The following is a 13,703-nucleotide window of genomic DNA, read 5'->3' as shown; positions in this document are numbered from 1 at the left end:
GTGGCGAGGCGGGCGCAGGTGAGGTGCCATGCTGCCGACAACCCTACGGAAGTTCGGGCTTGACGCAGCGGCCGCCGCGACCTTCAAAAGGGTTCAGAAGGGGACGCCAAAGGATCCCTCAAGGAGGAGAATGCCCATGCGAATGCTCTCGGCCGCCCTCGCGCTCGCCGCGGCGATCGGATTGTCTGCGACGGCGACGGCGCAGGACTATCCTACGCGGCCGATCACCATGGTGGTTCCCTTCGCGGCCGGTGGCCCGACCGACACGGTGGCGCGTCTCGTCGCCGAATCCATGTCGAAGACGCTGGGCCAGCAGGTGGTCGTGGAGAACGTGGGCGGCGCCGGCGGCACCCGCGGCGCGGGCCAGGTGGCGAAGGCCGCGCCCGACGGCTACACCATCCTGCTCCACCATATCGGCCAGGCCACCGCGGCGACGCTCTATCGCAAGCTGCCCTACAATCCCGCGACCGACTTCGAGGCGGTGGGCCTCGTCACCGCCGTGCCCATGACCATGATCGCCAAGCCCGGCTTCGCCCCCAAGACCATGGCCGAGGCCGTGGACTATGTGAAGGCGAACAAGGACAAGGTGACCTACGGCAATGCCGGCGTCGGCTCCGCCTCGCACCTGTGCGGCATGCTGTTCATGTCGTCGATCGGCACCCAGATGACCACCGTTCCCTATCAGGGCACGGGTCCGGCCATGAACGACCTCGTCGGCGGCCAGATCGACCTCATGTGCGACCAGACCACCAACACCACCGGCCAGATCAAGGGCGGCAAGGTGAAGGCCTATGCCGTCACCACCAAGAGCCACGTGAAGTCGCTGCCCGACCTGCCCACCATGCAGGAGAGCGGCCTCAAGGACTTCGAAGTGGCGGTGTGGCACGGCATCTATGCCCCCAAGGGCACGCCCAAGGCCATCGTCGACAAGCTGAACGCCGCCCTCGACGTCGCCCTCAACGATCCCAAGGTGATCGCCCGCTTCGCCGACCTCGGCACCGAGCCGGAGCCGAAGGACCGCCGCAGCCCGGCCTTCCACAAGGATTTCGTTATCGCCGAGATCGCCAAGTGGAAGCCGGTGATCCAGGGCGCCGGCGTCTACGCCGACTGACCACCCACCGCGGCATCCAGCGTCGTGGCCGCAGCATGCCGGCCCGACGCCCCAACTGATATCGGCGGGGTTCACGACCGCGTCGGCGAGCCTTCAGGAACGCATCCCGCGCGGCCGGCGCCAGCCGCGCGGGCCTTCCCACAGCAGGCCACCTGTCAGAGCGCAACCAAAACGCGCCGGCACCGAGGGGGACATGAACATCATCCGCAATCCGAAGGACGTCCTCTCGGGCCTCCTCTTCATCGCCCTCGGGCTCTTGTTCGGCTGGCAGACCCAGGACCTGCCCATGGGCACGGCGGTGCGCATGGGGCCGGGCTATTTCCCGCTGGTGCTCTCGGGCCTGCTCGGGCTGCTCGGGCTCATCATCCTCATCAACGGCCTGCGCTTCCCCGGCGAGATGCCGAGCGGCATCGCCTGGCGGGCGGTGCTCATCATCACCGGCGCGGTGGTGTTCTTCGGCTTCGGCGTGCGGCCCCTCGGCTTCCTGCCCGCCCTCGGCATCTCGGTGTTCGTCTCGGCGCTGGCCTCGCGCCTGTTCACCTTCCGGACGGCGCTGCTGAACACCGCCGTGATGGTGGTGTTCGCCTGGGCCGTCTTCATCAAGGGGCTCGGCCTGCCGCTGCCGCTGCTCGGCCCGTGGCTCGGCGGATACTGAGGAGGCGCCCGTGGACCTTCTCGACAACCTCGCCCTCGGTTTCTCCGTCGCGCTGTCGCTGCAGAACGTCTTCTACTGCTTCGTCGGCGCGCTGCTCGGCACGCTGATCGGCGTTTTGCCCGGCCTCGGCCCGGTGGCGACCATCGCCATGCTGCTGCCGCTCACCTTCGGCCTGCCGCCGGTTTCCGCCCTCATCATGCTCGCCGGCATCTATTACGGCGCGCAATATGGCGGCTCCACCACCGCCATCCTCATCAACCTGCCGGGCGAATCCTCGTCCGTGGTCACCGCCATCGACGGCCACCAGATGGCCCGCAAGGGCCGGGCGGGCGCGGCACTCGCCACCGCGGCGCTGGGCTCCTTCTTCGCCGGCTCGGTGGCGACCCTGCTGCTCGCCCTGTTCGCGCCGCCGCTCGCCAACCTCGCGCTGCAGTTCGGGCCGCCGGAATATTTCTCGCTGATGGTGCTCGGCCTCATCGCCTCGGTGACGCTGGCTTCGGGCTCGGTGGTCAAGGCCATCGCCATGATCGTGCTGGGGCTGATCCTCGGCCTCTCCGGCCAGGACATCTACACCGGCACGCCGCGCTTCACCTTCGACATGCAGGAACTCTCCGACGGCTTCGACTTCGTGGCGCTGGCCATGGGCATGTTCGGCATCAGCGAGATCATCCGCAACCTGGAGGATGAACACCAGCGCTCGCTCGTGGCAGCCAAGGTGAAGAGCCTGATGCTCACGAAGGAGGAGTTCAAGCGCATCATCGCGCCCGTCCTGCGTGGCACGGTGATCGGCTCCTTCCTCGGCATCCTGCCGGGCGGCGGCGCCATGCTGTCCTCCTTCGCCTCCTATTCCATCGAGAAGAAGATCTCGAAGTACCCGCGCGAATTCGGGCGTGGCGCCATCGAGGGCGTGGCGGGGCCGGAGAGCGCCAACAACGCCGGCGCGCAGACCTCCTTCATCCCCATGCTGACGCTGGGCATCCCCTCCAACCCGGTGATGGCGCTGATGATCGGCGCCCTCATCATCCAGGGCATCACGCCCGGTCCCAACGTGGTGACGGAGAAGCCCGACCTGTTCTGGGGCGTCATCGCCTCCATGTGGGTGGGCAACTTCATGCTGGTGCTGCTTAACCTGCCGCTCATCGGCATGTGGGTGCGCCTGCTCACCGTGCCCTACCACGTGATGTTCCCGGCCATCATCGCGTTCTGCTGCATCGGCGTGTACAGCGTGAACAACAACACGTTCGACGTGTACACCATGGCCCTGTTCGGCCTGCTCGGCTACGCGCTGGTGAAGCTCGATTGCGAGCCCGCCCCGCTGCTGCTCGGCTTCGTCATCGGCCCCATGCTGGAAGAGTATCTGCGCCGGGCCATGCTGATCTCGCGCGGCGACCCCACCGTGTTCGTCACCCGCCCCATCTCGGCCGTGCTGCTGCTGCTCGCCGTGGCCGCTCTGGTGGTGGTGCTGCTGCCCTCCGTGCAGAAGGGCCGCGAGGAGGCGTTCAAGGAGTAAATCCACAAGCGACGACGCGGCGGCGGAAAGGACCTGTGGAAATCTTCCCCGCCGCGCCGACCGAGGCCCTTGCCAGCCCGGAACTCATTTGCTACACGAACGCCTCCTTCGGGGGCCACCCCGGACGGGCGCATAGCTCAGTTGGTAGAGCAGCTGACTCTTAATCAGCGGGTCCTAGGTTCGAGCCCTAGTGCGCCCACCATTAAAATCAAAACTTACGGCGGTTTCACCGTTTCGGATTCCGGATCTGAAACGGCTTTTGAAACGGTTTTCGCCGTAGCCGGCGGGCGAGCGCTATCTCTCTGTATCTGAACTGTAGAGCGCGGTGCGCTTGAAGTCCTCGGTGAAGTTCGCTTTGCCCATCGGGGCCTCCATGCCTCGAATTTAGGGAAGAAGGCGTCCGGGAACCTAGGGGCGATCCAGCCTCGTCCAAATCCAACACCCCGCCATGACGCAGTGAGGTCGGGAACGGGTCGGAGGGATCACGACTTCAGCCACTCGTTCAGTCAGGATCACCGACAAAAGCCCGGGGAACGCCGTTCAGATCTTCTCGGCGATGTCGTCGAGCGCGCTCCATTGGGGCACGTCGCCGAACCCGGTGGGGATGCGCAGGGCCTTCACATAGGTGAATTCGTTCAGCGTCATGGCCGCCCGCTCGCGCCCGTAGCCGCTGGACTTGGTGCCGCCGAAGGGGGTGCCGTTGCCGCCGCGGTTGTAGTTGTTGATGAAGACGATTCCCGCCTCCACCCCCCGGGCCACCCGGTTCGCCCGGGCCTGATCGCGTGAATAGACGCCAGCCACCAGCGCGAAGTTGGTGGAGTTGGCGATGGCGATGGCCTCCTCCTCGGTGCGGAAACTCATCAGCGCGGTGACGGGGCCGAAGATCTCCTCCTGCGCGATGCGCATATGCGGCGCGACGCCGGTGAAGACGGTGGGCTGGACGAAATAGCCGTTCCGCAGCCGCTCTTCCTGCGGCAGCGGGGCCTGCGCGAGGATGGTGGCGCCTTCCTCCAGGCCGATGCGGATATAGTCCAGGACCTTTTGCTGCTGGGGCTTCGAGATCAGCGGACCCACATGGACCTTCGGGTCCGTTCCCTCGCCCAGCCGGAGCCGACGGACGAAGGCGGCGAGCCGCGCGGCGAAGGCATCGTGGATGTCGGCGTGAACGAGGATGCGCGAGCCCGCGGTGCAGGCCTCGCCTTTGTTGAAGAAGGCCGCATCGACCGCATCGCGCACAGCCCGGTCGAGATCCGCGTCCTCGAACACGATGAAGGGGTTCTTGCCCCCGAGTTCCAGCAGCACCGGGACGTGCCGCTCCGCCGCCGCCTTGAGCACCGCCGTGCCGGTGGAGGGGGCGCCGGTGAAGGAGATCTTGCGGATCAAAGGATGCGCGGTGAGCGCCCGGCCGGTCGCGCCGGGGCCGGGCACCACATGGACGAGATCGGGCGGCAGCACCGTGTTGATGATCTCGACGATGCGCATGATGGTGAGCGGCGCCTGCTCGCCCGGCTTCAGCACGATGGTGTTTCCGGCTGCCAGCGCCGGCGCGATCTTCGCGCCGGTGTGGATGGGCGGCCAGTTGAAGGGAATGATGCCCGCGACCACGCCATAGGGCTCGCGCACCGTGACCGAATAGACGTTGCCCATGTCCAGCGTCTCGCCGCTCATCTTGTCGGCGAGGCTGCCGAAATAGGCGAAGGCGTGGATCAGGGCGGAGACGTCGAAGGCCTTGGCGTCACGGACCGGCTTGCCGTTCTCGCGGCAGAGCAGTTCGGAAAGTTCGTCGGCATGTTCGGAGAGCTTGCGGCTGGCCTGGAGAAGGGCGAGCCCGCGCTCGCGCGCAGGGACGCGTCGCCAGCCGAGAAAGGCTGCGTGGGCCGACCGCACCGCCGCGTCCACTTCCGCCACTCCGCCGCCCTGGACCACGGCGAAGATCTCGCCGGTGGCGGGATTGTCGACGGGAAAGCGGTCCTCGGCGTTCGTCGAGGACCAGCGGCAGGTGACGAGATCGAGCGGTGCTGTTCCCATGGCGGGTCTTCCTCATCGGTGGCCATGCCCGAAGGAAGCCGGACACGGCAGTGCACCGGCCAGCCCCATCACGGGCTGGCCGGTGCCGGTTTCAGCGGGAGATGTCTTCCAGCGACCGGTTGGTGGTCTCGATGGCCAGAGCCGAGACGACGATGCCGGCGACGATCGCGGCCGATGCGAAGACGAGGAACACCATGCCGATGCCGTCGGCCACGAAGAAACCCACGATCAGCGGGCCGACCATGGAGGCCAGCCGCAGCCAGGCGGTGCCGAGGGCGGTGCCGATGGCCCGGGCGCGGGTCGGGTAGATCTCCGGCGTGTAGAGATAGATGCCGAGAACCGACAGGCCGGCGAAGTAGTAGGCGATGCCGCTGAGCACCACGAACTGGGGCACCGACGTGAGGCCGACGTACCAGATGGAGAGGAGCGCCGCCGCGGCCCCGAACAGGGCGACCATGAACAGTCTGCGCCGGCCGATCCGGTCGATGACGAAGCCCGCCGTCAATCCTCCGGCCAGCTGCATCAGGCTGCCGATGGTGCCGAAGCGCAGCGCGGTTTCGAGCGGCAGGTTGAACACGCTCCGGTACAGGGTCGGCAGCCAGGTGCCGAGGCCGTAGGTGATGAGGAAGGTGGAGAACCAGATCACCCACACCACCACCGTGCGCTTGATGTAGTCGGGGCCGACCAGGTCACGCCAGGACGACCTGCGCGGGTCCGCGGGGACCCATTCGGTGGGCGGGGCGAGCTTCTGGCCGGTGGAGGCCTCGATCTCGCTCTCGATGCGCGCCATGGCGGCCGTCGCGTCGGCCACGCGGTTGCGGCTCGCGAGCCAGCGGGGCGATTCCGGCAGCAGGAAGCCGAGGCTCACGCCGATGATGATCGGCAGGACGCCGATGAAGAACATGGCCTGCCAGCCCAGGTGCGGCACCACGAAGGAGCCGATCAGGCCGGAGGCGAACAGCCCGAAGGTGAAGACGCATTCGTAGAGGATGAAGAAACGTCCGCGCTTGTGCGCCTTGGCGATCTCGCTGATGTACACCGCCGCGATCGGCACCTGCGCGCCGAGGCCCAGGCCCTGGATGGTGCGGAAGACAAGGAGCGTCTCGTAGTCGGAGGCAAACGCGCAGGCGAGGCTCATCGCCGACATGATGCAGATGGCGCCGATCATGGTCGGCAGGCGGCCGAAGCGCTCGGCGCACATGCCGGCCACGAGCGCGCCGACAAGCTGGCCGAGATAGCCGGTCGAGATGAGAAAGCCGACCTGCGGCCCGCTGAGCTTCCAGAGGGGCCGCAGCACCGGCAGCACCTGGGCGATGGTGAGCGCGTCGAACGCATCGAAGAAGGTGGCCGTACCGATCAGGATGCGGGCCTTCAGGTGCCAGCGCGAGAACGGCAGGCGCTCGATGCGCGCGGCGACGTCGCGGATCACCTCCGCATGCGCGCTGTCGGACTTGCCCATACTGATGTTCGTCATCCAATCACCTCCCCGGCATTGCTTTGATCTGTGTTCTTGATGAGGGAGCGTACCGATCACCGGCACGCGTCCTCGCCGCGGCCGGTCTCACGCCAGCTTCAGCAGCCTCTTGGCGTTGCCGCCGAAAATCTTTGCCTTGTCGGCGTCGCCCAGCTCGAACGTCCGCAGCCAGTCCACGCCCGGCGCGTTCTCCACGAAGGGCCAGTCGATGGAGAACAGGATGCGGTCCACGCCCATCTCCGCGATGCAGCAGGCAAGCGCGGGGTCGGAGAAGAAGCCGCTCGTCGTCACGTGGAAATGGTCGGTGAACAGCTTGCGGAAGGTCTTCGTCGGCGTGTCGCGGCTCAGGGCCTCGTCGATGCGGGCCATGAGGAACGGGATCCCCTCGCCGAGGTGCCCGAGAATGAGCTGGAGACGGGGAAACGCCTCCAGCGCCCCCGACAGAACGAGGCGCATGGCATGGGTGCCAGTCTCGATGGTGAAGCCCCACGCGGCCGTGGCGAAGGTCGGGTGGGTTTCGGCGTATTTCCCCATGTAGGCCTGCCGCACCGCAGCCATCGGCAAGGCGGGATGGATGTAGAGCGGCACATCCAGCGCCTCGGCGCGTTCCAGGATCGGCCAGAAGCGGGCGTCGTCCAGAAACAGCCCGTCCGTCGTCCCGTGGATCATGGCGCCCTTGAAGCCCAGCTCCCGCACGGCGCGTTCCAGTTCCCCCGCTGCATGGTCGGGCACGGACGTGGGCAGCGAGGCGAAGGCGGCGAAGCGGGTCGGGTGCGCCGCCACCACCTCGGCGAGCCGGTCATTGGCGCGCCGGGCAACGTCGGCCGCCGATGCCGCCGGAACCCTTTGAAGCCCGGGCGGCGCATGGGAGAGCACCTGGATATCGACGCCCGCCTCGTCCATTTCACGCAGGCGCTGGGCACCGAGATCGCGCATGCGGGTGGCGAGGCTCCCGCCGGCACCGCCGGCGATGGCGTACACCTCCGCATCGAGATAGTGCTCCTCGATGGCAACGACCGGCCCTGGCGCCGCCATGGCGCGCCTCCTGCTGCTCGGGTGCGTGTCAAAAGCTCTGGCCCGCCATCCCCTGCGCCGGCGGTGCCGGCGCAGGGGCGTGGCTCAGGCACACAGAGCGGCGAGTTCGGCGTGGGTGGTCAGACGCGCCAGCGCCTCGTAGCGGCGGGCGAGGCGCAGCGACTCGATCAGCTCGATGATCCCGTAGGGCCGGCCGAACACGTGCGCGTGCACGGTGATGTCCAGGCAGCAGGGGCGCTTGGGGGCGTCCGGCCAGTTCGCGAGCAGGCGCTCCAGGATCTGGGTGAAGGCGCGCGGCTCGTTGCCGTAGCGGATGTAGAGGGGCATGTCGTTCACCTCCATGGTGAACGGGACGCCGACGACGCTGCCCCGCGGCGTTTCCAGCTTGTAGGGCACGTCCGTGTCGAAGATGTCCGAATGCCAGGCAAAGCCCTGCTCCGCCAGCAAAGCGGAGGTGACGGCGCTGGGGGTGCAGCGTGGGCTGATCCAGCCCGCCGGGCGGCGGCCCGAGGTCGCCTCGATGGTGGAGATGCAGCGCAGGAGGTCGGCGCGCTCCTCGGCCTCGGTCTGGTAGGCCGGCACGATGTTCTGCGCCCAGGCATGGGCGGCTATGTCGTGCCCGGCCGTGACGATGGCCTTCATCAGGTCCGGATAGCGCTCGGCGAGGATGCCGCTGACGTAGAACACCGCCTTCACGTCGGCGGCTGCGAGCGCGTCGAGGATGCGCCAGGTGCCCACCTTGGGGCCGTAGTCCGCCCAGGAGCGGCCCTGCAGGTCGAGCACGCCGGCCTTGAGCGGGTTGCCCATGGGGCCGATGCCCGGCGCGGAATCGTCGCTCCAGGCTTCGAGCATCACGCTGACCGAAAGGGCAAGCGGACGGTCCAGGGGCCAGGCGACGGGGGTGGAGGTTGCTGCGGTCATGCGGCGCGCCCTTTCAAGTGTCGCGGTTCGTTCAGCCGATACGGTTCTGGAGCGTGCCGATGCCCTCGATGTGGCAGGTCACGAGGTCGCCGCGCTGAAGCGGGTGGGGCGGCGTCATGGCATAGCCGACACCGGAGGGCGTGCCGGTGGCGATGATGTCGCCCGCTTCCAGCGTCATCCCGCGCGAGAGGTCCTCGATGATGCGGGGCAGGTCGAAGATCATCTGCGAGGTGTTGGCGGCCTGACGGCGCTCACCGTTCACCTCCAGCCACAGGTCGAGCTTCTGCGGATCGGCGATGGCGTCGTCGGTGACGATGCAGGGGCCGATGGGGCAGCTGCCGTCGAGGCCCTTGCCCTTGAACCACTGATCGTGGCGTCGCTGCAGGTCGCGGCCGGTGATGTCGTTGAGCACCGTGTAGCCGAACACGTACTTGCGCCAGTCGGCGGCCGGAATATCGCGGCCGTCGCGGCCGATCACGATGGCAAGCTCGATCTCGTAGTCGAGCAGGTTGGTGATGCCCTCGTGCAGCGGAATGGTGTCGCCGGTGGCGATGACGGTCGTCGGCGGCTTGGAGAAGAACTGGGGAAATTCCGGCAGCTTCAGGTCCAGCCCACGCGCCTTGTAGCCCTCGGTGACGTGATCGATGTAGTTGCGGCCGACGCAGAAGATGTTCTTGGCCGGGCGCGGGATCGGCGCCAGCAGCGTGACGTCTTCCAGCGGCACGAGACCAGGCCCGCCGCGACCCGCCCCCCGGGCGGCCTCGGCCAGAGCCTTCGCGGCATCGACGGCGCCGGCGCGGATCAGCGAGAGCATGCTCTCGAATTCAGGCTTGCCGGTCGCCGTGAGGTCGAACACGGCGTCATCGAGCACCACACCCAGGTGCTGATCGGCGGACGGCTTGCGAACAAAGGTGACCAGTTTCATCGGCAGTTCTCCTGCCGTCAAAAAATATCGATTTTCCGAGTCGGTCAACTTAAATATCGATTTTTTGATTGTGCATCGCAATATTATCGATCATTCAGGCTTTACGAAGCGGCTATGATCATCCAAGGTTCGTGGGCGAAGAACGGAGCGCGGCACTGTTGATGACGAAGAGCGCAACCCTGGCCAGCGAGGCCTATGGACGGCTGCGGAGCGACATCATCGATGGGGCGATCAAGCCGGGCGCCAAGCTCAAGATTCGTACCATCTGCGATCAGTATGGCATCGGTGCCAGCCCGGTCCGCGAGGCGCTGAACCGGCTCGCCAGCGAAGGGCTGCTCGATCATCGCGACCAGCGCGGGTTCCGGGTCCACTCGGTCACCCTCCAGGACCTCGACGAGCTGATCCTTGCGCGATGCTGGGCCAACGAGGTCGGGCTGCGCAATTCGATCCGCAGCGGGGGGCTCGCCTGGGAAGAGGGCGTGACCGCGGCGCTCCAGCGGCTGGAGGCCATCCCGCGCTATCTCTCCGACGACACCACCGAGCGCAATCCTGCATGGGAGCAGGCCCACGGCGCCTTCCATGCGGCGCTGGTGGCGGCGTCGGGATCGTCCTGGATCAACGATTTCTGCACGCAGCTGTATGTCGCGGCGCAACGCTACCGCCATGCGGCGCGGACCGTCCCGCGCGCCGGCCGCAACGAGCAGGACGAGCATCGGGCCATCGCGCAGGCCGCCATCGCCCGGCGCGAGAACGAGGCCGTCGAACTGCTGATGGAGCATTTCCGGCTGACCGCGCGGCTGGTCCGCGCGGCCCTTCGCCAGGATGGCATGTAGACGTCTGTGACGTCGGGCCCTAGCGGGCGGGGCCGGTCCACACCGTCTTGGTGTTGGTGAACTCGCGGATGCCGTAGGATCCCAGTTCCCGGCCGTATCCCGAACGCTTGATGCCGCCGAACGGCAGGCGCGGGTCCGAGGCGACCATGCCGTTGATGAAGACCGCGCCGGCATCGATCTGGCTGGCATAGACGGCCGCCTTGGCCACGTCCCGCGTCCAGATCGCCGCGCCGAGGCCAAACTCAGTGTCGTTGGCGTGGGCGATCGCATCCTCGGCCGACGCGACGCGGACGATCGCCGCTGCATTCATCATTCTGTTCGTGATGAAGCCCATGCGGATCCGGGCGACGTCGGGAGGCTGATCCGGCACGCGATGAAACCTGAGACCATCCGGCGGGGGCCTCGCCCCGCCGGATGGTTTGCCTGAACGGAAGGGGCCGGGATCAGCGTGGCTGCGTCGGCCAAACCTGAAACGCCAGTCGGTGCCGGGCACGTCTTTGCCGGACACGTCCGATTGACATGATCTGCCATTGTCAATGAATGGCCTGGGCTCCCGAAGGATCCGGCGGGCCACCCACTGCTGCAAAGCGGTACACCGGGGCGCGAGGCGGCCGCAGGTGGAAGAGGCCTGCGGCTTCGCCTGCTAGTAGGTCGCCGCCAGATAGTCGACGATGGCCTTGGCGTCCTTCTCGTCGATCGGGGCGCCGTAGACGGAAATCATCTTGTGAACCTCGGCATCCCAGAACGGCCGCCCCATCTTGGGTGGCTGCGTGAGGATGTAGTCGGCCGAATGGCACGCGGCACAATTGTTCTCCGCGGCCTCGACCCCCGGCCCCGGCTTGAAGACGGCGGTCTCCGGCGGAAGCACATAGGACATGGGCTGCGCCACGGCGAAGCCGGCGAAGGTGCCGGCACAGGCCAGGGCGGCGGTGGTGACGAGGGCGGCGGCGAGGGTCTTGGGATGGCTGGTCATCGGAATCTCCCTCACGCGGCCACGATACGGGTGGTTTCGACGACGTTGCGCATATAGCCGGAGGGGTTCCAGGTCGCCTCCATGGGCTGGCTCTTGCCGAGCACATTGGTGGCCCGCACCAGGATCGCGTGGTCTCCCGGCGGCACGGTCACGCTCGTCCGCCATTCACGGAACGAGTACTTGCCGAGATCCTCGCCCAGCGTCGCCGGCGCGAAGGACTTGCCGCCATCGGCGGAGACTTCGACGCGCGCGATGCCCGAGCCGCCATCGAAGGCGATGCCGCGCAAGGGCAGGGGCTTGCCCGCCGCGACCTTCGCGCCGTCGAGAACGTTCGTGAGAAAGGACCGCACGACGAAGCGGCCGATCGGCACGGTCTTTTCCGGCTTCCCGCCGGGGGGCACGCAGGCGCATTCGTTGTCGGGAATGCGATAGGCCGTGGCCATCCAGAAATTGTCGAGCGGCTTGTCGAGCACGGTGATCTGGTTGAGGTGCTTCACCCAGTAGGTTCCGAAGTAGCCGGGCACGACGAGGCGCAGGGGAAAGCCGTTCAGCCAGGGCAGGTCGGTGCCGTTCATCTGGTAGGCGAGGATGACCTCGCCATCGAGCGCATGATCGAGCTTCAGGGACTTGGCGAAGGCCGGCGTCTGCGGCATGGCGGGACGGTCGAGCCCGCTGAAGGCGACCTCGACGGCGCCGCTTGCGATGCCCGCCTTTTCCAGCACGGCCTTCAGCGGCACGCCCTTCCAGCGGGCATTTCCCATCAGCCCGTTGCCCGCCTGTCCTCCGCCCACGCGCGGCTGGAAGAAGCCCCGGCTGTTGCCCGAGCATTGATGCACGGCGACGAATTCCACCGGCTCGAACTTGGTCTTCAAATCATCGAGAGAAAGCGAAAGGGGCGTCGCGACCTTGCCCTTGACCTCCACGCGGAAGGCTGTGGGGTCGATGTCGAGCGGAATGTCGGCAAGGTGATAGCGCACGAAGAAGGCGTCGTTCGGCGTCAGGATGCCGTCGTTGAACACGGAGAACGGGGTTTCGAGCTGCGGGGGGCGCGCGGTCAGGCCAATCAGGGCGCGTTTGCCGGGATAGACCACGAGCGGGCGCTCGCCATTGCCAAAGGGAAGCGTGATCGTTTCCGCAGCCAGTGCCGCGAAACGGGACCCCGCCATGAGCCCGGCCCCGGCCCCGAGGGCCATGCCTCCGACCGAACGCAACGCCTGCCGCCTTGTGATCATTCCCCGTTTCCCTTCCCTTGCAGCCCGGTTGGTCCGGGATCTGCTTTCGTCCGGCGTTATCCGAGCTTTTCCGTCCAGCCCGAAGGGCGGCAGGTCGCTCCTGGCACCGATACGGGCCGCCACCCTTGCGCCGGCGACCTGACTCAAACTTCACCGAACCGCCGAAGTGGTCAACATCTGTCTTGTCGATCTCGGCACCGGCACGCGCGGTGCCCTCATTGATCCCCTTCGCTGTCCCTGAAGTCGGTTTCTCCCCGCTTCCAGTACCCGGACATCACGAGCCTGCCGCGCGGGAAGGCGCGGTCGAGCTGGAAGTGCCGGCGGACCGTGCGGACGATCGAGGCTTCCGCGGCGAACCAGACCGCACCTGTATCCGGCGGCAGTTCCGCCCCCATCATCGCCTCGGCGAGCCGGGTGCCGGCGTTCCGGCCATTGCGGGGGAGCCAGGTGATTTCCACGTCGGCTGTCGAGGTGAGGATCTGGGCGTCGTCATCCCAGGGAACTTCCACGAAGGCATCGACGGGAAGTCCGGCCGGCAGGGATTCGAGGATGGAAGCGATGGCCGGAAGCGCAGTCTCGTCGCCTCCGATCAGCAGATGCGAGACGTCTGGATCGAGCCGGAAGCCGCCGCGCGGGCCGGCGATCTGCACGACATCGCCGGGGGCCGCGTTCTGTGCCCAGGTGGAGCAGGGGCCGTCTCCGTGCAGAACGAAATCGATGTCCATCTCGCACAGCGCCTCGCGAAAATGGCGGATGGTGTAGGCGCGTCCGCTCGGCTTCTCGCCGTCGACCGTCGGCACGAAAACCTTGACCCATTGCGCGGGGCGGCGGAAGGGAAAGTCCATGAGCGCCGTCGAGGCGAGGGTGATGCGCCGCATGTGCGGGCTCACCTCGATGATCTTGCGGACCTCGGCGATCCTCAGGCGGCGTTCGGGCGGGACCGGGCGTTCGGCGCCCGCGAGGGGTGCGTTGTGCTGTTTCATCGGAAGGATCCTTGGCAGCCGGG

12 protein-coding genes, 1 tRNA gene and 1 pseudogene are annotated in these 13,703 nt (G+C 67.2%); 5 read left to right on the top strand and 9 right to left on the bottom strand.

Annotated features, from left to right (window positions below):
- Nucleotides 1-136 precede the first annotated feature (136 nt).
- From A37E_RS0103985 to A37E_RS0103970, 4 genes are all read left to right on the top strand, one after another.
- The gene (locus A37E_RS0103985) at nt 137-1,111 is read left to right on the top strand and encodes a tripartite tricarboxylate transporter substrate binding protein BugD (RefSeq protein WP_029555418.1); all 975 of its coding nucleotides are present in this window, start codon (nt 137-139) and stop codon (nt 1,109-1,111) included.
- Between the two features lie 193 nt (nt 1,112-1,304).
- On the top strand, nt 1,305-1,766 hold the full coding sequence (locus A37E_RS0103980) for a tripartite tricarboxylate transporter TctB family protein (protein ID WP_029555417.1): 462 nt from the start codon (nt 1,305-1,307) through the stop codon (nt 1,764-1,766).
- Between the two features lie 10 nt (nt 1,767-1,776).
- Nucleotides 1,777-3,276: a tripartite tricarboxylate transporter permease gene (locus A37E_RS0103975; protein WP_029555416.1), complete on the top strand. Its 1,500-nt coding sequence runs from the start codon at nt 1,777-1,779 to the stop codon at nt 3,274-3,276.
- A gap of 126 nt (nt 3,277-3,402) precedes the next feature.
- Nucleotides 3,403-3,478 (top strand) — tRNA-Lys (locus tag A37E_RS0103970).
- 338 nt (nt 3,479-3,816) lie between these two features.
- Here the strand turns inward: A37E_RS0103970 and A37E_RS0103965 are convergent.
- The 5 genes from A37E_RS0103965 to A37E_RS0103945 form a co-directional block, all read right to left on the bottom strand.
- Nucleotides 3,817-5,304 carry an aldehyde dehydrogenase family protein gene (locus A37E_RS0103965; protein WP_029555415.1) on the bottom strand — a complete coding sequence of 496 codons (1,488 nt, stop codon included), beginning with the start codon at nt 5,302-5,304 and terminating at the stop codon, nt 3,817-3,819.
- A 91-nt stretch (nt 5,305-5,395) separates the two neighbouring features.
- Entirely contained in the window at nt 5,396-6,778 is a 1,383-nt protein-coding gene (locus tag A37E_RS0103960) for an MFS transporter (RefSeq protein WP_029555414.1), read from the bottom strand.
- An 87-nt stretch (nt 6,779-6,865) separates the two neighbouring features.
- Nucleotides 6,866-7,813, bottom strand: coding sequence for an amidohydrolase family protein (locus A37E_RS0103955; protein ID WP_029555413.1), 948 nt, complete (start codon nt 7,811-7,813; stop codon nt 6,866-6,868).
- Nucleotides 7,814-7,897: 84 nt separating this feature from the next.
- The gene (locus tag A37E_RS0103950; RefSeq protein WP_051678767.1) at nt 7,898-8,734 is read right to left on the bottom strand and encodes a polysaccharide deacetylase family protein; all 837 of its coding nucleotides are present in this window, start codon (nt 8,732-8,734) and stop codon (nt 7,898-7,900) included.
- Nucleotides 8,735-8,765: 31 nt separating this feature from the next.
- On the bottom strand, nt 8,766-9,659 hold the full coding sequence (locus A37E_RS0103945) for a fumarylacetoacetate hydrolase family protein (protein WP_029555411.1): 894 nt from the start codon (nt 9,657-9,659) through the stop codon (nt 8,766-8,768).
- 131 nt (nt 9,660-9,790) lie between these two features.
- Here A37E_RS0103945 and A37E_RS0103940 point away from each other — a divergent pair, with 131 nt between their 5' ends.
- A complete protein-coding gene (locus A37E_RS0103940) occupies nt 9,791-10,492 on the top strand; it encodes a GntR family transcriptional regulator (RefSeq protein WP_197022927.1) in 702 nt (233 codons plus the stop codon).
- Between the two features lie 19 nt (nt 10,493-10,511).
- On the opposite strand, the pseudogene A37E_RS0103935 reads toward A37E_RS0103940, so the two are convergent.
- From A37E_RS0103935 to A37E_RS0103920, 4 genes and pseudogenes are all read right to left on the bottom strand, one after another.
- A pseudogene (locus A37E_RS0103935) lies at nt 10,512-10,793 on the bottom strand (aldehyde dehydrogenase family protein); the annotation flags it as partial.
- Between the two features lie 342 nt (nt 10,794-11,135).
- On the bottom strand, nt 11,136-11,465 hold the full coding sequence (locus tag A37E_RS0103930; RefSeq protein ID WP_029555408.1) for a sulfite:cytochrome C oxidoreductase subunit B: 330 nt from the start codon (nt 11,463-11,465) through the stop codon (nt 11,136-11,138).
- An 11-nt stretch (nt 11,466-11,476) separates the two neighbouring features.
- Nucleotides 11,477-12,697 (bottom strand): molybdopterin-dependent oxidoreductase, encoded by a 1,221-nt coding sequence (locus A37E_RS0103925; RefSeq protein ID WP_024280503.1) that lies wholly within the window; start codon nt 12,695-12,697, stop codon nt 11,477-11,479.
- A gap of 215 nt (nt 12,698-12,912) precedes the next feature.
- Complete coding sequence (locus A37E_RS0103920; protein WP_051678765.1) at nt 12,913-13,680, bottom strand: siderophore-interacting protein; 768 nt, start codon at nt 13,678-13,680, stop codon at nt 12,913-12,915.
- Nucleotides 13,681-13,703 lie beyond the last annotated feature (23 nt).

Source organism: Xanthobacter sp. 91 (genome assembly GCF_000702385.1).
In the GTDB taxonomy this organism is placed as follows: domain Bacteria; phylum Pseudomonadota; class Alphaproteobacteria; order Rhizobiales; family Xanthobacteraceae; genus Xanthobacter; species Xanthobacter aminoxidans.
Note: the sequence above shows the minus strand (reverse complement) of the source record. Positions and strands in the feature narration are given on the sequence as shown.